Below are 25774 nucleotides of genomic sequence, written 5' to 3'. Positions count from 1 at the left end.
CACAGCTCACCATCCACAAAGAGAGGTACTGCCACATGTTCATACGCTCACGAATGTCGTTCGCTCGCACCGCGAAGGCCGCCGCCCTTGTTGTCACCGGAGGTCTGTTGTTTGCTGCTCCCGCCACGGCCATCCCGCTCGACCTGGGTTCTCTGAACACGGGATCGCTCGGATCCGTCGATCTCGGCTCGCTCGATCCTGTCCTCGCGCCGACGCCGAACTTGGCCTCCGTGGCCAACTTTCGCGACGTCGCCGGCAACGACGGGAGGGGATACGCCACCGTCGACGGCTCACACCTCAAGCGCGGCGTCATCTACCGATCCAATGCGCTGACCGCGACCAGCGACGCAGACAAGGCGACGCTCACCGGCCTCGGACTTGCCGACGCCTATGACCTGCGTGGTGCAACCGAGATCTCCAACCCGTTCATCGGTGGCGCGGACAAGCTCCCGGACGGCGTGACGTACACGAACATTCCGATCGAGTTCAAGGATCTGACCCAGCTCGCGACGACGATCAAGTCGCCGGAGGAGGCCAAGCAGTTCCTGGTCGATACCAACCGCAGTTTTGTCACCGATCCCGTGCGCCGCGCCGGCTTCAAGCAGGTTCTCTCGGACATCGCTGCTGGTGACGGGGTGCAGTTGTTCCATTGCACTTCAGGTAAGGACCGCACGGGTTGGACCGCGATGCTGTTGCAGTCCATTGCCGGTGTCCCCGCCCAGACGATCATGGACGACTATCTGTTGAGCAACACCTACCTTCAGGCGACCAACGAGAAGATCCTTGCGCAGATCTCTCAGGCCCTGAGCCCGCAGGTAGCGACCAATCTCGAGCCGGCCCTCGGTGTCGACGCGTCGTATTTGGAAGCGGGACTCGCGCAGATAACCAGCGATTACGGAACCGTCGACAGCTACCTCACCGAAGGTCTGGGACTCACTCCGGACACGATCGCACTTCTGAAGGTCAAGCTAGTCGGCTAGTTTCACGCTGCTAGAACCGTTGAACGAACGAGTACCAGTCGCCGTCGAACTCCTGGTAGCCGATGTCGCCGTCATGGCGGGGCTTGCCGAGATATGGTGCGCCGTCCGGTAAGTATGCCAATCCGATCGAATCGATCAGACCACCCTCGATATGGAAGCGGCACCCGTTGCCGACGGGCCATACCTGCAGGACCCGGTAGACGCCAATTGTTTGGTTTTCCAACGACTTCTGGCAATCCGCGGCCACTGCTTCGAGGGAGTCTTTCGAAAGTGCAAACGCAACATGCGAAGGGACGGACAACGTCACGAGCGCGCCGGTGACGAGGACTATCACCGGCGCGATCGTGCTCAAACGCAAGGTTTTGTACTTCATCCATCCAATCAGGCTGAGTATCAACCACACTCCACCCAAACCGAGCAACACTGAGGCGGCGAGTGCAAAGAATGGAAAGTACACAACCGGCGGCATGAAGGACCACACAATGACGCCGCATGTGAGAGCGACAAGCGCTGCGGTGACAATCGCTGTCACCTTCCACCAGGATGCCGGACTTCCACGCTCAGTTGTCGGATCACCGTCGGTCATCGGACAACCCTTGCACAAGGCGGTAATTGTGGGGTGGCAACGAATCGAATTCCCACTGATTTATGTCGAGGCCGTCGTGCGTGATTCGAGAATCGGTGCTTTCCAGCATCAGCTATCGCTCTGATGCCGGAGGGTATGGTCGGATTGTGAACCAGGATCTGATCATTCGCCGCTACCTACCCTCGGATGAGGACGTGGTCGTCGACCTGTGGTCGAATGCTGCCCGTGAAGCCCATCCGTTCCTTGTGGGTGAGGGAACGGGCGATCGGGAGCAGAAGATGCGAGAGGTCTATCTGATCCAGGCCGATAATTGGGTGGCTGAGCACAACTCCGAAGTTGTCGGCCTGTTGGGAATGATCGGCTCCGAAATCGGGGGACTGTTCGTCGCGCCGGCATCACAGGGGTTGGGAGTCGGGAGGGCGTTGGTCGAACACGCCACCACCATGCACGACGAGGTGACACTCGAGGTTTACACACTCAACGATCGGGCCCGCAGGTTCTATGCGCTGATGGAGTTCGAAGAAGAGGGGCGTCGACTCGACGACGAGACAAACCATGAATTGATCACCCTGCGTCGTACGGCGCGAGACTCCTCCGTCACTCGGCCATGAGGGATACGGATGAGCCCAGCACGGGCCTGACATTGTGCACAGATCTGACGGCTACCGAATGGCTGGTCGATCAGGATCTGCCTTGGTATCAGTTGGCAGGGCGCGGCCCGATCGGATTTCCGAAGTATGCGCGCTTACGGTTCATCCCAGATCCGAGCTTTCCCGGTCAGAAATCGAATGATGTCGATTTCGATCAGACCGGGCCGGAAGAGAAAGTGCTGATCGGCTTTGCCCTGGATGTGTTGTCCAGTTACACAACCACACCCGACGAGTGCTATTTCTGCATGTGGACCGGGTGGGGGTCGGCAGTCGGTGATGACGTTCCGCGGTTCGAGATCCCAAATCGTGACTACTGGCTCTTGCGTGGAACGCTTGCCGACTACGCCGATTGGAGTGTGGAGAACTCAGCTCGTTGGCCGTGGGGTTCTTCCCCTGATCCGGCCTTCATCTGGCCGGCGGATCATGCATGGTGCATAACCAATGATGTCGACCCACATTTCGCGATCATCGCCGCCCCCGAGGAAGCGATCATTCGAATTGTGGCCGATTCGCGGATCGATGCCGTCCTCGACGACCCGGATATCGTTCCGCCGTATTGGCACTGACGACCGATCACGGCCAAGTCTCGAGTTCGACGACCAGCGTGTTCCAGCGGACGCCGAAATTTGTGGGGACCTGACCCGTCTCGCAGTACACCGTCGGCCCGTCGAAGACGACGTTGAAGAGACCGGAATGTATTGTCGTCAAGAGTGTTTCGTGTTGAACGAGGTGGCCGGGCCGCGCTTTCACCCGCACGCGCCCGGTGGGCTCTGTGCGGTATTGCGTCCAGAGGTAGCGATCCCACACCAGGCAACCTCTCAACCGCACCTCGCCGACGCTTCCGACATCGTCGCCGATCAGCGTCGTAAATCCGTGTCCGAGATGGGCTATGTGCTCAGTGCGGCCGTCGATTGTCACGGTCGCGATGCGTGCATCGATTTCGCAGCACACCTCGGCAGGAAGGTCCAGCATTTCGGGACTGGCCCAGTAGGTCGTCGGTTCGCAAGTATCGCCAGGCATGGGGGTGTCGCGCCACGGTTCGAGATCCTCGAGCATCCAGAGTTGCGCCACCGTTCGAGTATCCCAACGCGTCTACGCTTGGGCTTGCTGGTCTGCCTGCAGGTGCTTGACCGGGCACCCCGTGGGGAAGGTGCCGAGGTCTTCGACCTTGTAACCGCTCGGGTAGCTGCGGATGTTGGGCAGCTCGCGGGCGAATTTCCGCTTCGTGCGCACCGGGAAGAACCGCAGCAGACGCGCGCGGACTTTCAGCGCGCCGCGTGAGACGACGCGCATCGCGGTGCTCGGGTGCTTGTAGTGGAAGGCGTCGAGTAGGTGATCGTCCATGAGGGCGAAGGCGAATCCCTTGACCAGAGACTTCGGCGCCAGATTGTTGGGCGGGAAGGTGCACATCAGGTCGAGAGTGGAGTCGGCGACCGCCCGAGCGCCGGGGTCGAATGAAAAGTGTTTGCGCTCATAGTCATCGAGAAGTCTGACGAACCCCTCGTAGGTGTCCGGCGTGTCCTTGATGTTCATGTACCTGCCCAAGTGGCGGTAGTAGTTCGTCGACCCGACGATCTCGTTCTCGGTCATCTTCCGCCAGCCGTACTCGTCGAGCCATCTGACCGGGGTGACGACGAAGGTGGCCAGAACGTAGAGCATGTCGTCGTTGGAGATGTCGTACGAACCGTGCATCTGGTTCATTCGACGCACGCTCTTGCGGCCTTCGGTGCTGCTGAGGCCGTGCTCGAGGATGGCGTCGAGGATCAGGCTGGTGTCGTCGTAGCGCTTCTGAACCTTGTCGGTGAACTCCCCGGTGGAGAAGAGAAGTTTGCCGATCGAGGGAACGGCGTACGTGCGAAAAAGGGCGAAGCTGAGCGCCTGATTGATGTCCCAGGGAAACTCTTGCGCCGCGAGAATGCGCGACATCTCTTCGTAATCGGTTTCGGGATCGAGTCGATCCGTGCGACTGCGGAGGTCGTAGCGCTTCATCTGAACACTCCCTGGGACTGGTCTGCGCGCGGCAGAGGTAGGTGTGAGCTGCACCACCGACTGTAGTTCTGACAACACGCGTTGTCTAGGGGGTGTGAATAGTCGACTGTCCATCGTTTCGGGCGTTGTACCAGGGGTATCCGGAAAGTGTTGTCGACCCGAGGAGCAGCTATGAGCGTCACACGCACGGCCGGGGTTTTCGCGGCCATCGGACTACCGATTGCCGCGAGCGTCATGTTCGCCGGAGTCGCCTCGGCTGATCCGCCCCATCCTTTCGGTGGCGCCGCCGTCACCATCGGGTGTCCGAATCAGGGGTCGCTGGCATCGCTGACCGGACTCACCGGCCAGTCCGGGCCAGAGTCCAATCCGCCCATCGCCAAGGGTGACATCCGCTTCGATTCGTTCCCGGCAGCTGCGCCCATCCCGGCGGCGGGTCAGGTGACCGTTGCGTGGGTCAACACCGACACGGGCAAGTCCGGAATCGTCGACCTGGTCGGTACTTACCCGTACTTGTCCGCGACGGTGAACACCGGCGTCGGCAATGTCGTTGCGACGGCATTCGGTTCGATCAACTGGGGCAGTAGTCCCATCTGCCAGTCGAATCCGACGATCGGCAGGTTCATAGCCTGATCTTCACAGCCTGATCTTCACGGCGTGAACGGGCACAGGGTTGGCGGTATCGCGTGATTATCTGTCATCTCGGAGATACCGCTGTGTCCGCGTCATCCCATATTCTGAAACATGTTATTTGAAAGCATATTTCAGGGATGGAAAAGGTGGCGACGTGAATGGGTCGAGCGCGCGTCAGTTGATGAGCCAGATGCTCGTCGAGAAACGAAACAGTCTTGCGCCCGAGAAGGTCGGCATGCGATGCGAGGGTGCTCGCCGCATGCACGGCCTCAGCCGGCGTGATGTCGCGCAGATCGCCGACATCAGTTTCAATCACTACCAACGGCTGGAACAGGGTACGTCCGTTGGTGTTTCGGCTCCCGTCATCGTTCGTATCTGCGACGCCTTGTTGATGGAAGACGACGAAAAGGCGCGCATGCTGGCGTTGCACCAGGCATGGGCGCGCCCTCGTCGACCTCGGTCCGGATCTCAGGCTGCCGGTGAAATCTCCGGTAGGCAGCGGGCCAGTTCGTCCGGCGTGTAGAAGAAACTTCCGGCGCTCACCGGAGCGCACGGGGCAGCAAACGCTGTCTCGCGCTCGTTGTAGAGCATTCGGACCAGGCGCTTACCGTCCGGTCCGCCGAACACGTCCCACTGCACGTTGGCGGCCATCGGGCTGACCTGCGCTCCGCGCCAGGGGTTGTTCGCATAGGTGTACAGGTCACCCTCGGCCTGTGAGACGGTGCTTCCCGGCAGTTTCAAGAGCGCGGCGAAGGGGATGATCGTTTCTGCGTGTGCAAACCGGAAGTCCGCTCCCGGTACGGCGGCGGCCCCGGTGTGTTCTTGTAAGCCGCGCAGGAACTCGTCGCGCAAGACGGTTGCCATCCGGTAGGTGACGTCTTCACCGGTGAAGCCCGGGCCCTTGGCGTAGAAGTCCTCGGCATCGTTCGTGTATGCGAGCCACTGCGCGTCCGCAGGTTCGATGAACCGCTCGAAATTCCACTTGCCTTCTTCGGCCATGCCCGGAGTGATGATGTACGTGTTGTACAGCATGTACGCGGCGTCGACCTCGTTGTCGATCGTGCTGGAACCCTTGCCGCGGTCGACGAGTGAGAACTCGCCCGCGCTCAGGCGGTTCACGAAGTCCTCGGAGTAGAGCCTGAGCATCATGTGCCGCGAGACCTCGCGGGTGCGGGGAAGATCGGCAATCTGATCGTCGACGGCCTTCAATCGCGGATCGGAATCCTCGTAGTCCTTGTAGTCGGCGTTTGCATCCAAGTCGTGGAAGTAGAGAAGGTCGGCATCCGTGGTCACCGGCGCAACATCGCCGGCGACGGCCGGAAACGCACCGGTCAGGCCCTGGGCGAAGTTCTCGGCGCTGTCCACGGCACGGTCGACACCCGACGAGGTCAACGTGATGGTTCCCTGTTGCGCTGCGATGGCGTCGAACAGTTGGGGGAGGCGCTCGGTGACCCGTGCTCCGAGTTGTCGATGTTCGGTGACTCCGAGTCCGCTGAGGTTGCCGTATCCCAGCTTCTTGTTCGCGGCCATGAGATCGCGAAGCGCCGGTCCGAATTCCTTGCCGACGGAAGTCAATGCGTTCTCGGCTTCGGCGAGTTCCCACAGCTGCAGGCTCAGGTCGTCGTACTTCAGGCTCGACAGTGCCCGGGAGCCGTGGCGCGCAACGCTTTCCGTGTACACGGGCGAGTATCCCGTCGGTGGTGCTTGATAGTCGGCGATACGCTGGCCGGGTGAGTACGGCGTCTTGGACGTGAAACCGCCGTCGGTCGACGCCGGGGTCTCAGCCGAGCCGGAACTCGACGCGGTGTCGAGCGAGCCGAAGGGCGACGCCGTGGCGATGGACTGAGCGCCACTGGTAACGAGCACGAGTCCGACCGCGCCGGCAGCCGCCAGCAAACCGAAGCGTGGGCTTCGCATGGTGTGTGAATCCTCTCCGTCGGTGCCGAGGTGGCACGACGGAAGGAAAGTTAGAACAGCTAAGCGTCCGATTTGCGCCTATTTGTCCATGTGCAGATGGACGCAGGGTTACAGTTTTCGGATTCGCCGAGCTCAGGACGGTTTGGCGGCGATCCCGATCGAGACGGACAGCGACAACGCGATGAGGGTCATGGCCAGCCACTGGTAGCTCTTGGGCGTGGGCTGCTTCTTACGTCCGAACTTGCTCACTGATGTCTCCCGTTTGTCCGTGGGTACTCAGCACATATTACTGTTCCATTACCCCGATGGCGCGGTCGACGGGAAAAAGTGTGCGATCAGACAGCGGGCGAGCCTGGAGGCCCGCCCGCCGTCGGCGTCAAGAGGTCGTGCGCAGTTCCCGTCGCAGTATCTTGCCGGTGACGGTCTTGGGAAGCTCCTCCACCAGCACGACGGACCGTGGGTACTTGTACGCCGCCATCCGCTGCTTGCAGTGATCGATCAGTTCCTCCGGCGTCACCGACGCCCCCGCGACGAGGCTGACGAACGCCTTCACCGTCTCACCGCGGTATTCGTCGGCGATCCCGACGACAGCTGCCTCGCGGACCGCGGGATGTTCGGCGAGAACGTCTTCGACCTCGCGTGGCCACACCTTGTAGCCGGAAGCGATGATCATGTCCTTCTTGCGGTCGACGACGTAGAACCAGCCGGCTTCGTCCATGAACCCCACGTCGCCGGTGTGGAACCACCCGTCGCGAATGGCCGCCGCACTCTCCTCCGGCTTGTTCCAGTAGCCGCGCACCACCTGTGGACCACGGACGACCAGCTCGCCGATCTCTCCGATCGGCAGGACCGCACCGCCCTCGTCTTCGATGCGGACCACGGTGTTGGGTACTGGAACACCGACGGACAGTGCCCCGGACGTGGGGTCGACCGGCGTATCCGCGCCGACGGGAACGGCATGGGTCGGCGACGTGGTCTCTGTCAGGCCGTAGATGTTGTGCAGCGCAGCACCGGTCATGGCTCGGACGGCCTCGGCGGCGGTCGGTGAGATGGGTGCACCGCCGGAATACAGCAGCCGCATGGAGGTGAAGTCTTCCGGCGCGCAACCTGGAGTGTTGAGCAATGCTGTGAACGCGGTGATGGCGCCGACGGTGAACGTCGGTCGGTGCTCACGAATCGCGTCGAGCATCACCTCGGGCTGGAAGCGGTAGGCCAGCACCAGCGGCATTCTCGTCAGTACGGATACCGCGATGTGACCGATCAACCCCGTGATGTGGAAGAGCGGTGCTACGCCGAGAACGGTGTCTTTCGGGGTGAGCCCCAGCCAGTCCCGGTATACCTGGGCGTTGAAGGTCATGTTCGCATGAGAGGTCATCGCTCCCTTCGGTGGACCAGTGGTTCCCGACGTATACGTGAGTACCGCAATATCTTCCGGGGCAACGTCAGTGGTGATCGGATCGCCGAGACGATGTTCGTCGATCAGCGTCACAAGATCGTCGGTACCGAGATCCTTCTTCACGATTCCGTCGAAAATTCTTGGATCGTTGCGGCTTTGGTACTCGAGTTCCGAGGTGGTGATGACGCGCCTCACCGGCGAGTCCGAAACGACGTTGCGGCCCACGGACTCGTAGAGCCCCTCGAGTGCGATGAGAACGGCAGCTCCGGAATCTTCGAGTTGGTATCCCAGTTCTCGCTCACGGCTCATGGGATTGATCGAGACTGCGACGCCGCCGGCTTTCCAAATTCCGGTGAGGGCGAGCACGAACTGTGGAACGTTCTGCAGGAACAGGGCAACGCGGTCACCCTTCACGAGTCCACCGGCTCGGAGTGCTCGGGCCAGGGCGTCGCTCTGATGGTCCAGCTCGGCGAAGCTGAGTTGACCGTCGAAGTACTTCACAGCTGTGGCGTCCGGATCGGAGCGGACCGTGGCCGCCAACATCTCGAGCATCGTGGGGTGCTCGACGTCGATATCGGGGGGAACGTCGTTGCGGTACAACGCCAACCAAGGGCGATCTTCGTATGTCATTTGATGGCAACCGGATTCACGGGAGATCCGCTGGCCTTGGCGACCTTGAGTGGTGCGGCGACGTACAGGAACGTGTACTGGCCGTCGGACGCACAGTCTGCGGCCAGCTTCTCCAGATCGCAGATCTCGGTGAACACCACGCCGAGGTTGCGCATCAGAGCGTTGTGAAGCACCAGTGCCACACCGTTTTCGGGATCGGTGGTGACCTCATTGGCGATGGTGTCCGTCACCAGGTTCGGAATCTCCATGTCCTGGAACCACTGGACGAGTTCGGGGCTGTAGATCAGGCCGGGCTCGCAGAATCCCTCGTAGAAGGCTTCACCCTGGTCGAAGAACAGCTTGAGGAAGTTGGTGCGGATGACGAGAATGTCGCGCTTCTCGATGGTGACACCCTGCGCTTCGGCACAGGCCAAAAGATCATGGTGCGTGAAGGTTTCGGCCTTGTCGAGGTTCTCCTTGCCGCGGAACTTCGCCATGTCGAGTAGCACTGCGCGTCCGACGACGCCACGGTCGGCAATCGGTTCGACGCTGGCCTTCTCGAGGCCGCCGACAGTCGTGTCAGCGGAGTATCCGTTCCACAGCGCGCCGTCGTACCAGACGTGGCCGAGTGCGTCGTACTGCGTCGAACCCTGCAGGAACGCGTCGATCTTGTCGTCCGCGTAATGCAGACCGCCGGGGAAGTTGGGTGCGTCGTCGCCGTCCCAGCTGCTCTCGTCGAAGATCTGTGTGCGCTCGGCAGGGCTGCGTCCTGGCCAGACCGGATCACCCTTGGGGTCGCCGATGAGCCGTTGAAGTGTGAACACGGAACCCTGCTTGATGGTTCCGACGCCACGAAGCACCTGTCCGGCGTCGAGGTAGTTCAGTGAACCGACCTCGTCGGACTCTCCCCACTTGCCCCAGTTGCTGGGTGCGTCGTGCAGGAGTTCTCCAAGATATGGCGCCTCGGTCATGGTGATCTGATCCTCTCGCTACCGACACCGAACGATCGCTCGGGCGGACCTGGGTCTTTGTGATCCACATCATGTTCAGGCCGATAATCAGCAGTCAACAGGTTCAGCGATTGCCGTGGTCATGGCATTGTTGGAAATCCTATGTTCGGGAATACTGAACAATGTGACCGAATTCGAGAATGCTGTCCTGATCGGAGCATCGATCCGGCAAGCCCGGCGTCACAGCGGGCTCTCGCTGCGCGAATTGGCCAGGCGTCTCGACGTCAGCGCGGCTACCCTCAGCGCCGTCGAGACCGGAAAGACCAGGGTCAGCGTCGACCGGTTGGCGGCAATCGGCGGGATTCTCGGAGTGCGTTTCGACGCTCTGCTCCCGGCTGCGATAGTGCGTCCGCCGGAACAGCCACGATGGGGTGGCGACGACGCCGACCCGAACACGCATTTTCTTCCGAACGAGTGGCGAAGATTCGGCCCGAGTTCGTTCGATCCGGTGTTGGCGGCCGCGCTCGCGGAGATGGTGAAGACCGGATATCACGGCGCTGCGATGCGTGAGATCGCCAAACGTGCGCAGATGAGTGTTCCGGGTCTCTATCACCACTATTCCAGTAAGCAACAAATGTTGGCCGAAATTCTCGACCTCACCATGGCAGAGCTCAACACGAGATCGTTGGCGGCGATCGACGAGGGCGAAAGTCCCTGCGAAAGACTGGCTTTCCTTGTCGAATGTGTGACCTTGTTCCATATCTATCGGCGCGATCAAGGATTTCTCGGTGCCAGCGAAATGCGCAGTCTCACAGCCGAGAACAGATTGCGCATCACGGAATCACGCAACTACCAGCAATGGTTGATGACGAAGCAAGTCGATGACGGAATCGCCGCCGGTGTGTTCGAGACGGATCGGCCGCGACAGGCCGCGCGTGCAATCGTCGTGATGTGTGTCTCTGTCGCGCAATGGTATCGGCCGAGCGGACCGCAAACGCCCGAGGAAATTGCACGCGACTACGCGCGTTTCGCGCTAGATCTGGTGCGCCTTCAGCGACCGTGACGGACGTCATCCGGTTCGGGTGATGCGCCTGCGGGCAAAGGGGTCCATGCTTGGAAGGTATCCGTACCGCGACTCGAGTAAGGAACGAAAAACAATGTCTTCCAAGCTGTCTCACAAGGCGTACATGATCGGTGCCGGCATCGGAAATCTTTCGGCTGCCGTCTATTTGATTCGGGACGGTAAGTGGAGCGGTGAGGACATCACCATCATGGGCCTGGACATGCACGGAGCGAACGACGGCGAATCCGTCGCTACTTTCCAGCACCAGTACGGCCATCGCGAGCTAGGCAACGACGCGGGCTTCATCAACCGTGGTGGTCGCATGCTCAACGAGGAGACCTACGAGAACCTCTGGGACGTGCTGAGTGCGGTTCCGTCGCTGGACAACCCGGGAAAGTCGGTGACGGATGACATTCTCGATTTCGACCACGCGCATCCGACACACGACGTTGCACGGTTGATCGACCGCGACGGTATTCGCAACAAGGGCGAGAACGACTACAAGCACATGCAATTCGACAACAAGGATCGATACTTGTTGACGAAGCTGATGACGATGCCGGAGTCGGACGAGGCAAAACTCGACGACATCAGTATCGAGCAGTGGTTCGAGGACACTCCGCACTTCTTCACCACCAACTTCTGGTACATGTGGGAGACCACATTTGCGTTCAAGCGGGTGAGTTCGGCGATGGAGCTGCGCCGGTACATGAATCGAATGATTCTCGAGTTCAGTCGCATTCAGACTCTCGCGGGTGTCACCAGGTCCCCGTACAACCAGTACGAGAGCATCATCTTGCCGATGCGGACCTTCCTCGAAGGCAAGGGTGTGAAGTTCGTCAACGAACTGAAGATCACGGAGTTCGTGTTCAAGGACACCCCGCTTCGCGACGAGATCACCGTGACGGGACTCGACTACGAGAACGTCCGCACCGGTGAGAAGGGCCGAATCGACGTAGCGGAGGGCGATTTCGTCTTCGACACCAACGGCAGCATCACCGACAGTTCGTCGATCGGCGATCTGGATACCCCGATCGTGGAAGACATGAGGTACGCGCCGAGTGCGCTGCTGTGGAAGCAGGCAACCGAGCACTTCTACGATCTCGGGAATCCCGACAAGTTCTTCGGAGATCGGGAGCAGAGTGAGTGGACCAGCTTCACCGTCACTACCTCGTCACACGAGCTCATCAACGAGATTTCCCGAATCACCAAGCAGCTCCCCGGAAATGCGCTCAACACCTTCGTGGACTCGAACGTACTTCTGTCGATCGTGGTTCACCATCAGCCGCACTATCACGCGCAGAAGGAGAACGAAGGAGTCTTCTGGGGCTACTGTCTGTTCCCGCGAAAGAACGGTGACTACGTGAAGAAGCCGTTCATCGAGATGACCGGCCGGGAAATGCTGGAAGAGACGCTCGGACACCTCGAGGCGCTCGACGAGAACGGTGCGCTGGCCGCGCGCAGAGAAGAGATCATGGACAGCGTCGTCAATTCGATTCCCAGCCACATGCCTTACGCCAGTGCGCTGTTCAATCGGCGTGCCGTGGGTGACCGGCCGCTGGTGGTGCCGAAGCATTCCAAGAACCTGGCCTTCATCAGTCAGTTCGCGGAGCTGCCGTTCGACATGGTGTTCACCGAGCAGTACTCGGTGCGCTGCGCTCAGGTGGCCGTCTACAAGTTCCTGGGGATTCCGGAAGACAAGCTCACCAAGATGCATCACTACGAGAAGGACCCGAAGGTTCTCGCCAAGGCCGCAGTGACGATGTTCCGCTGAGGGGTGCTCAGCGACCGTGCCGCTTCTCGTAGTCCTCGCGAGTGCGATCGGCGCGGCGCTGGGCCTTCTCGTCGAGCAATTCGGGATCGAGTCCATGGCTCAGCAGGCGGTGACGGCGGTAGATGGTCCCCAGCGCTACGACGAAGTACGCGAGCGGGATGAGCAACAAGGCCATCATGGCCAAGGGAATCCAGATCGGTCCCGGAATCAAGAGGAACAGCAGAAGGATCAGCGTCGCCGGCACGGTGAAGCGGATGATGTAGCGGGCCTGTGCACCCGGGCCGACCAGATCGTTTCGCACCCAGTCCTGGTACCGGTCGGGGAGGGTCTTTCCCAGGAGGTATCCGCAGTACTGGGGAAAGTTCGGGCGAGTCTGTTCGGCCATGGCTTCCAGGATAGTGCCTGGTACCGCCGCTTACGCGGGTGCCTTGAACGTACGTCGGTAGGCGCTCGGTGAAACGCCGAGCGCCTCGTTCATGTGTTGACGCATCGATGTCGCGGTCCCGAAGCCGGTTCGAGCGGCAATTGCATCGATCGACAGGTCGGATTCCTCCAGCAGTTCGCGTGCTCGATCGACGCGTCTGCTGGTCAACCAGCGGTTCGGCGTCGTTCCGACTTCGTCGCGGAATCGACGACTGAACGTACGGACGCTCATGTTGGCACGCGTCGCCAAGTCCGCCAGGGTGATCGGGTCGCCGAGATGTTCGAGGGCCCAATGCCGAGCGTCGGCAGTCGATTCCGAGGGTTTGTCGGCCAGCGGGCGCCGGATGTACTGCGCTTGGCCACCGTCGCGCCACGGCGGTACGACGCAACGCCTCGCGACGGTGTTCGCCACTTCCATGCCGTGGTCGCGCCTGACGATGTGCAGACAGAGATCGACCCCTGACGCCACACCGGCCGAGGTCAGGATGTGGCCTTCGTCGACGAACAGCACGTCGGGATCCACGTTCACCTTGGGGTAGACACGCTGGAAATGGTCGGTGTTGCGCCAGTGCGTCGTGGCACGAAGTCCGTCGAGCAAACCCGCCGCGGCGAGGATGTACGAACCGGTGCAGATCGAGACCAGTCGAGTGCCCGGGCGGATGTGTCGGAACGCTGCGGCCAACTCGGGGGAGAGGTAACCGTCTTCGTAGGCCGGACCCAGTTCGTACGACGCGGGAATGACGACGGTGTCGGCGGTGGCGAGCAGCTCGCTCCCGTGGTCGACCGAGATGCTGAAGTCTGCGTCGGTCTGCACGGGATTGCCGTCGACGGTGCACGTCAGGATCTCGTAGAGCGGCCGATCCTCGACGTCGAGGGCGCGCCCGAAAATGCGCGCCGGGATACCGAGCTCGAAGGGAATGACTCCGTTCAGAGCCAGTACGACGACGCGATGCGGACCAGACATGGCTCGATTCTTTCATATATTGGCAATCTGGCCACTGTTCTCGATCGAATCCGAACTGCAGAATTCTCTCTGTGACTTCTGAGACCGCTCTCCCCGAATCGGGCCAACATCAGGTGAGCCCGCCGCGCTTTCACCGCGCCTGGTCCGTCGCGATCGTGGCATTCCTGGCTTTGGTCGGTGCGGCGAGCTTCCGCGCTGCCCCATCCGTGCTGATCGATCCACTGCACGAGGATTTCGGGTGGTCTCGCGCCAGCATCTCGGCCGCCGTCTCGGTCAACTTGATCCTGTACGGGTTGACCTCGCCGTTCGCTGCTGCCCTGATGGAAAGGTTCGGCATCCGGGCGGTTGTCACTTCGGCGTTGGCGCTCATCTCGCTCGGCAGTGGTCTCACGATCTTCATGACCTCGAGTTGGCAGCTCATCCTGCTGTGGGGCGTGTTCGTCGGACTCGGCACCGGTTCGATGGCGCTGGCGTTTGTCGCCACCGTCGTAGATCGATGGTTCGTCGAGAAACGCGGTCTCGTGACCGGCATCCTGACGGCCGGTGGTGCTGCCGGTCAGCTGGTGTTCCTGCCCGTTCTGGCGAAGATCGCGGAAACGTACGACTGGAAGAGCGTCGCCTTCACAGTTTCGTTTGCCGCGCTGGCCGTAGTGCCGTTCGTTCTGCTGTTCCTGCGCAACTATCCGTCCGATGTGGGTACGACGCCGTACGGAGCGCCCGCCGACTACGCCCCACCCGCCAAGCCTGTCTACCAGCGCGGCGGCGCCGGAGGCCGGGCGATCTCGGTACTGGTCATGGCGTCGAAGACCAAGGTGTTCTGGCTTCTCGCCGGTACGTTCGCGATCTGCGGCGCGAGTACCAACGGCCTGATCGGAACGCACTTCGTTCCAGCGTCGCACGATCACGGGATGCCGATCACCACGGCCGCGTCGCTGCTGGCGTTGATCGGAATCCTCGACATGGTCGGCACCATTGCTTCGGGTTGGTTCACCGATCGGATGGACTCGCGAAAACTCCTCGGGATCTACTACCTGTTCCGCGGCATCTCGCTGCTCTTTCTGCCCTTGTTGCTCGCCAACACCGTGAACCCGCCGATGATCGCGTTCGTCATCTTCTACGGGCTCGATTGGGTGGCGACGGTTCCGCCGACCGTCGCGCTGTGCCGTCAGCACTTCGGCGCCGACGCTCCCATCGTGTTCGGTTGGGTGCTGGCATCTCATCAGATCGGCGCGGGTCTGGTGGCCTTCTTGGCCGGCCTCGTTCGCGATCAGATCGGCTCGTACGACGCTGCTTTCTTGGTGGCCGGCGCGCTCTGCGCGATCGCCGCAGTCATGTCGTTGTTGATCGCAAAACGTCCGAAAGAGGCAGTATTGGTTGACTCTGTCTGATTCGGCACTGTGATCGGTACCACCGACGGGGTAAGTTGTGTGTAACTCCAAGAACTACTCACCAGTAGGGGTACTGAAATGCCTGCTCCGTCCGCTGCGACCTTCTCGCGGCTCGCCGATCTGATCGCCATCGACAATGTTGCCGATCGCCCGACGAAGTCCATCACCGAGGTGTTCACCGGCAAGGAGCTGGCGACCATCCCCGTCGGCACCGCCGACGACGCACTTGCGGCCATCGCCCGTGCCCGCGTCGCCCAGAAGGAATGGGCCAAGCGCTCCGTCCTCGACCGCGCTGCCGTCTTCCACCGCTACCGCGACCTCATCCTCGAGAACCGCGACGCCCTCATGGACATGGCTCAGGCCGAGACCGGAAAGTCGCGTACCGCAGCTCAGGAAGAAGTCCTCGACATCTCGATGACGTCGCGTCACTACGCACGTGTGGCGCCGAAGCTGCTGCGCCCGCGTCGCGTCTCCGGCATGCTCCCGGGTCTGACGAAGACCGTCGTCCGCTACCAGCCCAAGGGTGTAGTCGGCGTCATCTCGCCGTGGAACTACCCGATGACGCTGGCCGTGTCCGACGCCATCGCCGCGCTGCTCGCCGGCAACGCCGTTGTCCTCAAGCCGGACAGCCAGACGCCGTACTGCGCCCTCGCCTGCGTCGAACTGCTCTACAAGGCGGGACTTCCCCGCGACCTCTTCGCCGTGGTTCCCGGACCGGGCTCCGTCGTGGGCACCGCGCTGGTCGAGAACACCGACTACCTCATGTTCACCGGTTCCACCGCGACCGGTCAGCTCCTCGCCGAGCAGGCCGGCCGTCGACTGATCGGCTTCTCCGCCGAACTCGGTGGCAAGAACCCGATGATCGTCGCGGCCGGCGCAGACCTGCGCGAGGTCACCGACGCCGCTGTGCGTGCGTGCTTCTCCAACTCCGGTCAGCTGTGCATCTCCATCGAGCGCATCTACGTCGAAGAGTCCATCGCACCCGAGTTCATCCGCATGTTCGGCGACCGCGTCAAGAAGATGAACCTCGCCGCCGGTTACGAATTCGGAATCGAGATGGGCAGCCTCGTATCCGAGGCCCAGGTCAAGGCAATCTCCGCGCATGTCGACGACGCAGTCGTCAAGGGCGCCACCGTCATTGCCGGTGGCAAGGCCCGTCCGGACATCGGACCGCTGTTCTACGAGCCCACCCTGCTCACCGGGGTTCCCGAGGACGCCGAGTGCTACCGCGACGAGACCTTCGGGCCGCTCGTCTCGATCTACCCCGTCAAGGACGTCGAAGAGGCCATCGCGCAGGCCAACGACACCGAGTACGGCCTCAACGCCAGTGTGTGGGCGGGAAGCAAGGCTGCCGGCGAAGCCATCGCAGCGCGCATCCACGCCGGCACCGTCAACGTCGACGAGGGTTACGCACCTACCTGGGGCAGCACCGCTGCACCGATGGGCGGCATGGGCGTCTCGGGCGTCGGACGTCGTCACGGCGCCGAAGGTCTGATCAAGTACACCGAGCCGCAGACCGTTGCTACCACTCGCGTCATGAATCTCGGTGGACCGCGCGGACTTCCGGCCAAGGTGTGGGCAAAGCTCATGCCTCACGCCATCAAGATCATGTCCTGGGTTCCGGGCCGGTAACGGGTGGAAACCGCCAGCGCATACATCGAGGCAACTCCGGTATCGGTGTGGAAGGTTGTCAGCGACATCGAAGGTATGGGTCGCTTCAGTCCTGAAAACACCGGCGGAACATGGACTTCCGGAACCCCGGGAACCGTGGGCGCAAAGTTCAAGGGCACCAACAAGCACGGCCTGATTCGGTGGAGCACGCACTGCACGGTGGTCGACGTGGTCGACTGCCGGAAGTTCTCCTTCGAATCGGACGAGCCGAAGGCGCGGTGGACCTTTGTGCTCGAGCCTTCGGGGACGGGCACTGTGCTAACCGAGACTCGCGAAATCTATGCGACGCCTGCGCTTTACGTGCGCATGATGTCGGGTAGCGGCCTACTCGGCCGGGGTCGAGATCAGCTGATGCAGACCGGAATGGAAACCACTCTGGCGCGCATCAAGGCGTTTCTGGAGAGCTAGACACATACGAAAGTGGGGCTGCACTCGATTCGAGTGCAGCCCCACTTTCTGTTTATCGGTTCGACAGCTCGCCGAGGTCGGACGGCGACGCCTGATGCTCATTCTTGTCGGAGTTGCGGAAAGGCATGCCGACTGTACTGAGGTCGATTCCTTTGGTCTCCTTCATGATCAGCGCCGCAACGAGAGAGAGAAGGCAGAGCGCTCCCACGTATACCGAGAACACCCATCCAAGATCTCGCGAGGTCAACCAGGTGTTCAGGTACGGCGCCGTACCGCCGAAGATCGCCACGGACAGCGACGTGGCGAAGCCGACTCCCATCGCGCGTGCACGAGTGGGGACGAGCTCGGACATGAGCGCCGGATACATCGCGGACGCGCAGCACCAGACTGCCAATCCCATCGCCTGCGTCACGAACAAGGTCCACGGCTGTGCCGTCAGGATAGCCGCGATCGGTAGTACGAGGACAGCGCCGGAAATGCCGAAGGCCGCCGCCATGGTACGCCGACCGTACTTGTCCGAGAGGTGACCTGAGAGTGGAAGTAGCGCCAGCACAACGAGTTGGGCTAGCAAGCTTGCAATGAAGGCTCCGTTGGGATCCATTCCCTTGGCTGAAATTGCATACGCTGACGCGAAGGTGGCCCAGGTGTAGTAGGCCGCGTTCTGCCCAGCAGACAGCATGAGGATCAGCACACCGATTTTTACAATGTCCTTTCGTGCAATCGGAGGTGCCGTAGCTGCAGAATCCGAATTCTCTTCGAAGTGAGGGGATTCCGATGCTGCACGACGCAAGAACAATGCGTAGAGACCGAGTACGGCCCCGATGGCGAAAGCAATCCGCCATCCGTATCTGCTCATGTCGTCTTTTCCGAGGATCCCCGTCAGCAATGCTGCGACGAGAGTCGCCAGCATTACTCCGAAGGTGACAGCCGTGAATACCGAACTGCCCCACAGCCCTCGCCGATCTCGAGGCGAGATCTCACCGACGTAGGTGTAAGAGACGCCGGCCTCTCCTCCGTGCGCAAGGCCCTGCGTCAGTCGTGCAATCAAGAGTGCGAACGACGCCCACACCCCAATGCTCTCGTAGCTCGGGATCAATGCAATTGCCAGACTTGCAACGGCCATCAAGCACATCGTGAGCACCATCGTGAATTTTCGACCCTTACGGTCGGCCAGGCGTCCGAAGACAAGCCCACCGAACGGTCGCGCCACGAATCCGACGGCGAACACCGCAAGTGTCGACAGCAGGGCAGAAGTGGGATCGCTGTCATCGAAGAAATTGGACGCCAGATACGTGGAGAAGATCGCGTACAGAGTCCAATCGAACCATTCGAGGATGTTTCCGGACACGGCTGCCCGCAGCGAACGGGCGCGATCGAGTTCGGGGGTTTGTTCCGGAGGTGCAGAGCTGTTCATGTGAGCCTTCTCGGGATGTCAGTATTTTTGTCGTTCAACAGGTTCGGTAGATATGGGCGGTCAACCCATATGGAGTCCGCCGTTCACATGAATCACTTCGCCGTGCACGAAGCTCGCGGCTGGACTGCACAGGAATCCGACCACGGAAGCAACCTCGGCGGCGCGGCCGAATCGGCCCATCGGCGTCGAGCGGATGAGGTGGTCGTTTTGGCTGTTGACCAAATCTGCGGTCATCGGTGTTTCGATGATGCCGGGCGATACTGCATTGACTCGGATCGATCCACCCAGTTCCCAAGCGAGACTTCGAGTGAAAGCGATTAGTCCGCCCTTTGTTGCCGCATAGTGAGCGTGATTTCGACTGCCGCGATGGCCTGCCATAGACGTCAGATTGACGATCGAACCGCCGTCACGCATCACCGGAATGGCGGCGCGTGTCAGATACATTGCCCCGTCGAGGTTGATGGACATGACCGTCCGCCATTGCTGGTCGGTCATCAACTCCACCGACTGTTCGGGATAGATCCCCGCAGCGACTATGAGGTGGTCGATCCCCCCGAAATGCCTTTGCGCAACCGCAACGAAGTGATCATTGCTTTCAGGTGAAGCAGCATCGAGTTCTGTTGTCGCTATACGATTTCCGTCAGGATCCAGAGAAGCTCTGATCGCGGAGAGCGCTTGTGTATCCAGGTCGCCGAGTACCAGATTCGCCCCTGCTGCGTACATCTGCTCTGATACCTGCCTGGCGATTCCGCCTGCGGCTCCGGATATTGCAATGGTGCGATCGGTGAAGTCGTACAAGTGGCTTTCCTTTGATCAGCGCACTTTCGACGAACCTCCCGGCAAAGAATCAGGGTGGGTGCTGTCGAAAAGTTCGGGATGCTTGGTTAATTCGGTTCTGGTTCTTCGTATGTGGCCGGTCAGGCAGCGTTCGGCATCGATCTCGTCTTTGCGCACGATGGCTTCGATCAGCAAGCGGTGTTCGTAGTTGATGACCCAGGTTCGATCGGGGCCCGTCAGCCGGGCATATGCCCGACGGTAATGCTGAGTCGTATTCCAGAACCGAGTCACCATAGTTATCAACTGAGGAATCTCGCAACCGCTGTAAGTGAGCAGGTGCAACTCCCGGTCCAGTACCAGGAATCGGTCGACATCCTCGTTGGCTTCGATCTCTTCCTGAATACTCCAGAGTCGATCATGCACACTGCTGTTCAGATGCGGGATGCTCTCCGCCAGCGCCATGGGCTCGATCCGTTCGCGAATGCGATAGACGAAATCGCATTCCTGCATATCCATGGAGGACACCCACGCGCCGCTGTTCGCTTTCAACTCGACCAGGCCTTCGGATTCGAGCATGCGCAGCGCTTCTCGTACTGGTAACCGACTCGCGCCGAGTCGTTCGGCTATCTCCTCCTGGCGGATTCGAACTCCAGGCAGTAGGCGTCCGGAAAGTATGTCTTCGCGGATATGGGCTGCGATGCGGTGGCTCGCGACCGTGGTGGGGCCGCTCGCAGAATCGGCTTCGGACAACGGTGCTCCTCGAGATGGGGGACGGGCGCAGTTCTGCTCGGCCGCGGATCGAGCGGGTGCCGGGGTTCATTGTTCACTGCGGACGTGCGGGATGGTGTGCGGGATGATCCGTGTCGCGGATTGGATCCAATTGTGCCTGTTCGCTTGTTTGACCGCAGTTGTGATCTGGCCTGAATGCTCCACAGCTTTGGATCCAATCACTCGAATTTGCTTCTCGGATGAAACTCTCAGCACGTATGTTGCGGGGTATTGGCCCTGTTCGTCAAGTGGGCCAAGCCACATTTACTGCCAATGGAGACCGAGACAGGTTTGCGAATGGATCCATTCGGTGGCAATGTGAGGCCCAACACGGAAAGCGGACCGCTCTGAGCGAGTCCCTCCGCGCTGTCCAGACGCGCTGCCAAAGCTTGGCCGTCCAAAGGCCTGATCCGGAGACTGACTATGACCACGCACAAGAAACTCACCGCAGCATCACCATGGGTGGAACTGGCAACATCGAACAAGGACTGGGATGCGGCCGACCCGTCGCTCCTCGCCACGATGCTGGCTCAGACGATCTTGATCCGATCCTTCGAGGAATACGTTCTGGAGTTGGCGGGGAAGGGACTGATCCACGGTCCGGCCCACTCCAGCATCGGACAAGAGGGTGGGGCTGTGGGATCGATCGTCGGCCTCACATCCGCTGACTCCATCAACGGTTCCCACCGCGGACATCATCAGTTTCTTGCCAAGGCGCTGGCCCATGTGGCTGTCGACGGTTTGGATCCGACCGCTGAACTCTCTCCGGAGGTCCGTACCGTACTGACCCGCAGCCTCGCAGAGATCTGTGGTCTGTCGCGCGGCTACTGCCGTGGTCGTGGCGGGTCCATGCACCTGCAGTGGAAAGAAGCCGGCGCGATGGGTACGAATGCGATCGTCGGAGGCGGGGTACCGCAAGCTGCAGGTTTTGCCTGGGCGCACCGTCAGGCAGGAACCGATGCCGTCGCAGTTACCTACTTCGGTGATGGCGCGGTCAACATCGGGTCGGTACTCGAATCGTTCAATCTGGCGGCAGCCTGGGATCTTCCGATCTGCTTCTTCATCGAGAACAACCAATATGCGGTATCCACACATGTCGCGGAAGCGACCGGTGAACCGCGATTGTCGGCACGCGGGCTCGGGTTCAACATTCCTAGTTGGAAGGTCGACGGTATGGACCCGCTTGCGGTCCACCTCGCGATGCAGGAGGCCCTCACACACATGCGTTCGGGTAAGGGCCCGACGATCATCGAAGCTGATGTCTATCGCTTCTTTCACCAGAACGGCCCATTCCCGGGCAGCGCTTTCGGCTATCGCACGAAGGACGAAGAAAAGGCCTGGAAAAAGCGCGATCCGCTTCGCCTGCTCACCGATCAAGTGGTCCGTCGGAAGCTGCTGACGGAAGCCGACGTAGCCAAGGCGGTCGCGCAAGCCTCCCGAGTAATGCAGGAGATCGGTGGCGAGCTGCTGGAAAAGGTGCCAGGGGGCAAGCCTGGTGAGGTCAGAATCAAGGCATCGGAATGGCCGGATGTGAACTTCGTCGATGTCGGGATACGCGGTGATCTCAGTGAGTTCGGGGGTGCCCGATTCGTGGAACCAGAGGAGTTCGCCGGCGAGATGGCCGATCGAAAGTTCATCGACGTCGTGGCTGAGGTGATGGACCGTCGCATGGACGCCGACAACTCCATCGTCGTGATGGGTGAGGACATCCATCGCTTGAAGGGCGGAACGAACGGCGCTACAAAAGGATTGGCTGATCGATACCCGGGCAGAGTGCTCGGCACTCCGATCAGTGAGAATGCGTTCGCGGGCCTCGGTGGCGGAATCGCCTTGGACGGACGGTACAAGCCAGTCGTCGAATTCATGTACGCCGATTTCATGTGGGTGGCAGCCGATCAGATCTTCAATCAGATCGGCAAGGCGCGACATATGTTCGGTGGGGACAGCAACGTGCCCTTTGTATTGCGCAGCAAGGTCGCTATGGGGACCGGCTACGGCTCGCAACACTCCATGGACCCTGCAGGCGTGTTTGCAACTGCCCCGGGATGGCGCATCGTCGCACCGTCCACGCCGTACGACTACATCGGATTGATGAACAGCGCTTTGCACTGTAACGACCCGGTGGTGGTCATCGAGCACGTAGACCTTTACGGCACGAGCGGCCAGGCGCCGACCGATGATTACGACTACTTCCTGCCGGTCGGGAAGGCTGCAGTGCGTCGGCGCGGAAGCGATCTCACGATCATTTCCTATTTGTCGATGGTGGGGCATTGCCTCGAGGCAGTGGACGAAATCGGGACAGTCGATGCCGAGGTCATCGATCTCCGTTGGCTCGACCAAGCGAGTATCGACTGGGACACCATCGGCGAAAGCATCAGAAAGACCAACAACGTGGTCATCGCTGAGCAAGGAGCACACGGAACGTCATACGGCGGCTGGCTCAGTGATGAAATCCAACGCCGATTCTTCGATTGGCTTGATCAGCCCATCCAGCGAGTGACGGGGTCTGAGGCATCGCCGAGCATCAGCAAAGTGCTCGAACGTGCGGCAATTGCACAGACGGATGAAGTAGTCGAAGCGTTGAAGAGGATCACTCGATCGTGAACGGACCGAACCGAACCCACTCACCCTCATCGGCAGAAATTCTCTAGGAGCAATCAACCGCCATGGCGACATTACTGCGCATGCCAGAGGTGGCAGCCGGAGCTACCACCGTAATCCTCTCCGAGTGGCCGCTGGCTGTCGATTCGGAATTTGATGTCGACGAACCGTTGGCCGTTCTCGAAACGGACAAAGCGACGGTTGAGATCGAGGCCGAGTCCGCCGGTGTTCTTGTACACACATTCGTCGAACCAGGGATGTCTGTCGACGTCGGTGCACCGATCGCCGTCCTCGCTGATCGGGGCGAAGTCGTGAAGGATATTGCGACATTGCTGGCCGAGCTCGGAGTCTTTGATGCCGATGGGTACTCGGCCAAGATTGAAACATCCACTGCTGTAGACGAACCCGACGGTGCGTCTTCTCCGACCGTGCCGGGCGAGAAAGTGGCCGATGAGAGGGCGCCGCGAATTTTCGCGAGTCCCTTGGCGCGACGTCTAGCGGAATCGGCAGGGCTGAGACTCGGTGACATCGTGGGATCGGGCCCGAACGGACGCGTTGTACGTAGCGACGTGGATGCAGCAATAGCAGCGAAGGCCGCTTCGGCAGAGGCCGTCGCAGCGAAAGATGCTGGTGTGAAGGACGCTGGAGTCAAGGACCGTGGCCCTGTCTTCACGGACACGCCGCACACGAGACTTCGGCGTGCAATTGCTGCTCGGCTGACATCGAGTAAGCAGACACAGCCCCATTTCTACATCTCTGGTTCTGCTCGGGTCGATGCGTTGCTGGAGGCGCGCAGGCAGCTCAACGAAGTCAGCGTTTCCAAGGTGTCGGTCAACGATCTGTTGATAAAAGCGATGGCGAAGGCACATACGCTGGTGCCGGAGATGAATTCGATCTGGGTCGAAGACGCAGTGAGAACCTTTGCCAAGGTGGATATTTCGATCGCGATAGATTCCGATCGCGGATTGCTTACTCCTGTTCTGCGTGGGGTCGACACCATGTCCATTTCCGAAATTGCGAGCGCCACAAAAGACTTAGTAGCGAGAGCCGGTGCAGGGAAAATTCGGCAGGACGAACTCGAAGGTGGGTCGACGACAATCTCGAACCTCGGGATGTTTGGGGTCGAGGAATTCTCGGCCATAATCAACCCACCTCAATCGTCGATTCTTGCGATTGGAGCAGCGACCGAGCAGCCCGTTGTCGTGGCGGGACGGCTGGAGGTCGGGACGGTGCTGCGAGTGATTCTCTCGGTTGATCATCGGCCGATCGACGGGGCGATCGCCGCGAAGTGGATGAAGCATTTCACCACAGTGCTCGAGAACCCGATCCAGATCTTCGGCTGAGAAGACATCGTGAGAAAGTGGGAGGCACAGGAATGAATTCGCATTACGACGTGGTCGTACTCGGAGCTGGGCCCGGTGGCTACGTTGCGGCCATCAGGGCTGCGCAGCTGGGGCTTTCCATTGCTGTGGTCGAGGAAAAGTACTGGGGCGGAGTTTGTTTGAACGTCGGATGCATTCCGTCGAAGGCACTGTTGCGGCACGCGGAGATTGCGCACCTGGTGACAGACGAAGCCTCGATGTTCGGAATCGAAGGTGTCACTTCGGTTGACTTCGGGGTTGCGTTCGACCGCAGTCGATCCGTTGCGGACGGCCGAACCAAGGGCGTCAACTACCTGATGAAGAAGAACGGTATTCGGCAGTACAACGGTCGCGGCGTATTTCGTGGACCGAACACCCTCGAGGTATCGGGGGTTGAGTCCGCGACGATCACTTTCGACAACGTGATCATCGCGAGTGGTGCAGAGCCACGACTACTTCCAGGTACGACTCGCAGCGACAATGTAGTCACGTATGAGGAGCAGATTCTCACTCGTGAGCTACCGAAGAGCGTGGTCATTGCCGGTGCGGGAGCGATCGGTGTGGAATTCGCCTATGTTCTGAACAGTTTCGGAGTTGACGTCACGCTGATCGAGTACGCAGAGCGGATCCTTCCGCTGGAAGATACGGATGTCTCTGCGGAACTGTCGAAGCGATACAAGAAATCCGGGATCACGATTCTGGTTTCCACTGGCGTGGAGGAGATCGTCGATTCGGGCGGCCAGGTCAAGGTGGTAGTGAGGCAGGGCGGCGAGGCGCGAACGCTGCTCACGGACAAGGTGATCCAAGCGATCGGGTTTGTTCCGCGGACCGACGGCTACGGCCTCGAGACGACGGGCGTCGAACTGACCGAGCGGGGAGGCGTGATGGTCGACGAGTACATGCGTACGTCAGTGCCAGGAATCTTCGCAATCGGCGACGTCACTGCTCAGTTGATGCTCGCTCACGTCGCAGAGGCTCAGGGCGTGGTCGCGGCTGAGACGATTGCCGGCGTAGACACCGTCCCCGTCGACTACCCGATGATTCCCCGCGCAACATTCTGTCAACCTCAAGTTGCCAGCTTCGGGTGGACAGAGCAGCAAGCGAGGGACAAGGCCGAGATCTCGGGCTGGGATGTCAAGGTGGCTACCTTTCCGTTCAGTGCCAACGGCAAGGCACATGGTCTCGGGGATGCTGTCGGATTCGTGAAGCTGATCAGTGACGATACGTACGGTGAGTTGCTCGGTGGGCATCTGATCGGTCCGGAAGTGACCGAGCTGCTACCAGAGTTGACGCTCGCTCAGAAATTCGAACTGACAGTTGAAGACCTCGTACGCAACGTTCACGCCCATCCCACACTGAGTGAGGCGCTGCAGGAGGCATTCCACGGGCTGGCAGGACACATGATCAATCTGTGAACGGACTGCTGTTGAATTGGTCCGATAACCGAACCGAACG

At 60.6% G+C, this 25774-nt stretch carries 24 protein-coding genes; 13 read left to right on the top strand and 11 right to left on the bottom strand.

Features of this window, described 5'->3' with window-relative positions; genetic code table 11:
- The first annotated feature begins 35 nt into the window (after positions 1-35).
- Positions 36-980 carry a tyrosine-protein phosphatase gene (locus tag G8767_RS12550; RefSeq protein ID WP_206029272.1) on the top strand — a complete coding sequence of 315 codons (945 nt, stop codon included), beginning with the start codon at positions 36-38 and terminating at the stop codon, positions 978-980.
- 10 nt (positions 981-990) lie between these two features.
- Here the strand turns inward: G8767_RS12550 and G8767_RS12545 are convergent, their stop codons facing one another.
- Complete coding sequence (locus G8767_RS12545) at positions 991-1566, bottom strand: hypothetical protein (RefSeq protein WP_206029271.1); 576 nt, start codon at positions 1564-1566, stop codon at positions 991-993.
- Between the two features lie 146 nt (positions 1567-1712).
- On the opposite strand from G8767_RS12545, the gene G8767_RS12540 reads away from it, so the two are divergent.
- Both G8767_RS12540 and G8767_RS12535 read left to right on the top strand, forming a co-directional pair.
- A complete protein-coding gene (locus tag G8767_RS12540; RefSeq protein ID WP_166810328.1) occupies positions 1713-2177 on the top strand; it encodes a GNAT family N-acetyltransferase in 465 nt (154 codons plus the stop codon).
- Positions 2174-2782 carry a hypothetical protein gene (locus G8767_RS12535; protein ID WP_166810327.1) on the top strand — a complete coding sequence of 203 codons (609 nt, stop codon included), beginning with the start codon at positions 2174-2176 and terminating at the stop codon, positions 2780-2782. The genes G8767_RS12540 and G8767_RS12535 overlap by 4 nt, the downstream gene beginning before the upstream one ends.
- 7 nt (positions 2783-2789) lie before the next feature.
- Here the strand turns inward: G8767_RS12535 and G8767_RS12530 are convergent, their stop codons facing one another.
- Together G8767_RS12530 and G8767_RS12525 are read right to left on the bottom strand one after the other, a co-directional pair.
- Positions 2790-3287 carry a hypothetical protein gene (locus G8767_RS12530; RefSeq protein WP_166810326.1) on the bottom strand — a complete coding sequence of 166 codons (498 nt, stop codon included), beginning with the start codon at positions 3285-3287 and terminating at the stop codon, positions 2790-2792.
- Positions 3288-3308: 21 nt separating this feature from the next.
- On the bottom strand, positions 3309-4205 hold the full coding sequence (locus G8767_RS12525; RefSeq protein ID WP_166810325.1) for an oxygenase MpaB family protein: 897 nt from the start codon (positions 4203-4205) through the stop codon (positions 3309-3311).
- Positions 4206-4376: 171 nt separating this feature from the next.
- Between G8767_RS12525 and G8767_RS12520 the strand changes: the two genes are divergently transcribed.
- Positions 4377-4835, top strand: a complete 459-nt coding sequence (locus G8767_RS12520) for a hypothetical protein (RefSeq protein ID WP_003943607.1) — start codon at positions 4377-4379, stop codon at positions 4833-4835.
- A 154-nt stretch (positions 4836-4989) separates the two neighbouring features.
- Positions 4990-5358 (top strand): helix-turn-helix transcriptional regulator, encoded by a 369-nt coding sequence (locus G8767_RS12515; protein ID WP_124566939.1) that lies wholly within the window; start codon positions 4990-4992, stop codon positions 5356-5358.
- Here the strand turns inward: G8767_RS12515 and G8767_RS12510 are convergent.
- The 3 genes from G8767_RS12510 to G8767_RS12500 all read right to left on the bottom strand — a co-directional run bounded on the left by G8767_RS12510 (position 5304) and on the right by G8767_RS12500 (position 9728).
- Positions 5304-6752 (bottom strand): histidine-type phosphatase, encoded by a 1449-nt coding sequence (locus G8767_RS12510; protein ID WP_166810324.1) that lies wholly within the window; start codon positions 6750-6752, stop codon positions 5304-5306. The two genes, G8767_RS12515 and G8767_RS12510, sit on opposite strands and share 55 nt — an antisense overlap.
- Before the next feature lie 376 nt (positions 6753-7128).
- The gene (locus tag G8767_RS12505; protein WP_166810323.1) at positions 7129-8778 is read right to left on the bottom strand and encodes a long-chain fatty acid--CoA ligase; all 1650 of its coding nucleotides are present in this window, start codon (positions 8776-8778) and stop codon (positions 7129-7131) included.
- On the bottom strand, positions 8775-9728 hold the full coding sequence (locus G8767_RS12500) for a cyclase family protein (protein ID WP_166810322.1): 954 nt from the start codon (positions 9726-9728) through the stop codon (positions 8775-8777). The genes G8767_RS12505 and G8767_RS12500 overlap by 4 nt, the downstream gene beginning before the upstream one ends.
- Positions 9729-9843: 115 nt before the next feature.
- On the opposite strand from G8767_RS12500, the gene G8767_RS12495 reads away from it, so the two are divergent.
- Both G8767_RS12495 and G8767_RS12490 read left to right on the top strand, forming a co-directional pair.
- Positions 9844-10770, top strand: a complete 927-nt coding sequence (locus tag G8767_RS12495) for a TetR family transcriptional regulator (protein ID WP_095969375.1) — start codon at positions 9844-9846, stop codon at positions 10768-10770.
- Positions 10771-10792: 22 nt separating this feature from the next.
- Entirely contained in the window at positions 10793-12544 is a 1752-nt protein-coding gene (locus G8767_RS12490; protein ID WP_346842983.1) for an oleate hydratase, read from the top strand.
- Between the two features lie 7 nt (positions 12545-12551).
- Here G8767_RS12490 and G8767_RS12485 read toward each other — a convergent pair whose 3' ends face one another.
- Positions 12552-12929, bottom strand: a complete 378-nt coding sequence (locus G8767_RS12485; RefSeq protein ID WP_003943558.1) for a DUF5313 family protein — start codon at positions 12927-12929, stop codon at positions 12552-12554.
- A gap of 30 nt (positions 12930-12959) precedes the next feature.
- Positions 12960-13931 (bottom strand): helix-turn-helix domain-containing protein, encoded by a 972-nt coding sequence (locus G8767_RS12480; RefSeq protein WP_095969377.1) that lies wholly within the window; start codon positions 13929-13931, stop codon positions 12960-12962.
- A 71-nt stretch (positions 13932-14002) separates the two neighbouring features.
- Between G8767_RS12480 and G8767_RS12475 the strand changes: the two genes are divergently transcribed.
- The 3 genes from G8767_RS12475 to G8767_RS12465 all read left to right on the top strand — a co-directional run bounded on the left by G8767_RS12475 (position 14003) and on the right by G8767_RS12465 (position 17398).
- The gene (locus G8767_RS12475; protein WP_166810320.1) at positions 14003-15319 is read left to right on the top strand and encodes an MFS transporter; all 1317 of its coding nucleotides are present in this window, start codon (positions 14003-14005) and stop codon (positions 15317-15319) included.
- Between the two features lie 78 nt (positions 15320-15397).
- Positions 15398-16951, top strand: a complete 1554-nt coding sequence (locus G8767_RS12470; protein ID WP_095969378.1) for a succinic semialdehyde dehydrogenase — start codon at positions 15398-15400, stop codon at positions 16949-16951.
- A 3-nt stretch (positions 16952-16954) separates the two neighbouring features.
- Positions 16955-17398, top strand: a complete 444-nt coding sequence (locus tag G8767_RS12465; protein WP_166810319.1) for an SRPBCC family protein — start codon at positions 16955-16957, stop codon at positions 17396-17398.
- A gap of 52 nt (positions 17399-17450) precedes the next feature.
- Here G8767_RS12465 and G8767_RS12460 read toward each other — a convergent pair whose 3' ends face one another.
- Genes G8767_RS12460 through G8767_RS12450 form a run of 3 tightly spaced genes read right to left on the bottom strand, consistent with a single transcriptional unit; the run spans position 17451 to position 20339 of the window.
- Positions 17451-18812, bottom strand: coding sequence for an MFS transporter (locus G8767_RS12460; RefSeq protein ID WP_166810318.1), 1362 nt, complete (start codon positions 18810-18812; stop codon positions 17451-17453).
- Positions 18813-18872: 60 nt separating this feature from the next.
- Positions 18873-19610: an SDR family NAD(P)-dependent oxidoreductase gene (locus G8767_RS12455; RefSeq protein WP_095969381.1), complete on the bottom strand. Its 738-nt coding sequence runs from the start codon at positions 19608-19610 to the stop codon at positions 18873-18875.
- Between the two features lie 15 nt (positions 19611-19625).
- Positions 19626-20339 carry a GntR family transcriptional regulator gene (locus G8767_RS12450; protein ID WP_095969382.1) on the bottom strand — a complete coding sequence of 238 codons (714 nt, stop codon included), beginning with the start codon at positions 20337-20339 and terminating at the stop codon, positions 19626-19628.
- A 441-nt stretch (positions 20340-20780) separates the two neighbouring features.
- On the opposite strand from G8767_RS12450, the gene G8767_RS12445 reads away from it, so the two are divergent.
- The 3 genes from G8767_RS12445 to lpdA all read left to right on the top strand — a co-directional run bounded on the left by G8767_RS12445 (position 20781) and on the right by lpdA (position 25734).
- Positions 20781-22961: an alpha-ketoacid dehydrogenase subunit alpha/beta gene (locus tag G8767_RS12445; RefSeq protein ID WP_095969383.1), complete on the top strand. Its 2181-nt coding sequence runs from the start codon at positions 20781-20783 to the stop codon at positions 22959-22961.
- 62 nt (positions 22962-23023) lie between these two features.
- Positions 23024-24301: a dihydrolipoamide acetyltransferase family protein gene (locus G8767_RS12440; RefSeq protein WP_166810317.1), complete on the top strand. Its 1278-nt coding sequence runs from the start codon at positions 23024-23026 to the stop codon at positions 24299-24301.
- 32 nt (positions 24302-24333) lie between these two features.
- Positions 24334-25734, top strand: coding sequence for a dihydrolipoyl dehydrogenase (gene lpdA, locus G8767_RS12435; RefSeq protein ID WP_166810316.1), 1401 nt, complete (start codon positions 24334-24336; stop codon positions 25732-25734).
- The last annotated feature ends 40 nt before the right edge of the window (positions 25735-25774 follow it).

This window comes from Rhodococcus sp. IC4_135 (assembly GCF_011602025.1).
Classification (GTDB): domain Bacteria; phylum Actinomycetota; class Actinomycetes; order Mycobacteriales; family Mycobacteriaceae; genus Rhodococcus_F; species Rhodococcus_F baikonurensis.
The sequence above is the reverse complement of the archived record's forward strand: the minus strand, read 5'-3'. Positions and strand labels throughout refer to the sequence as shown.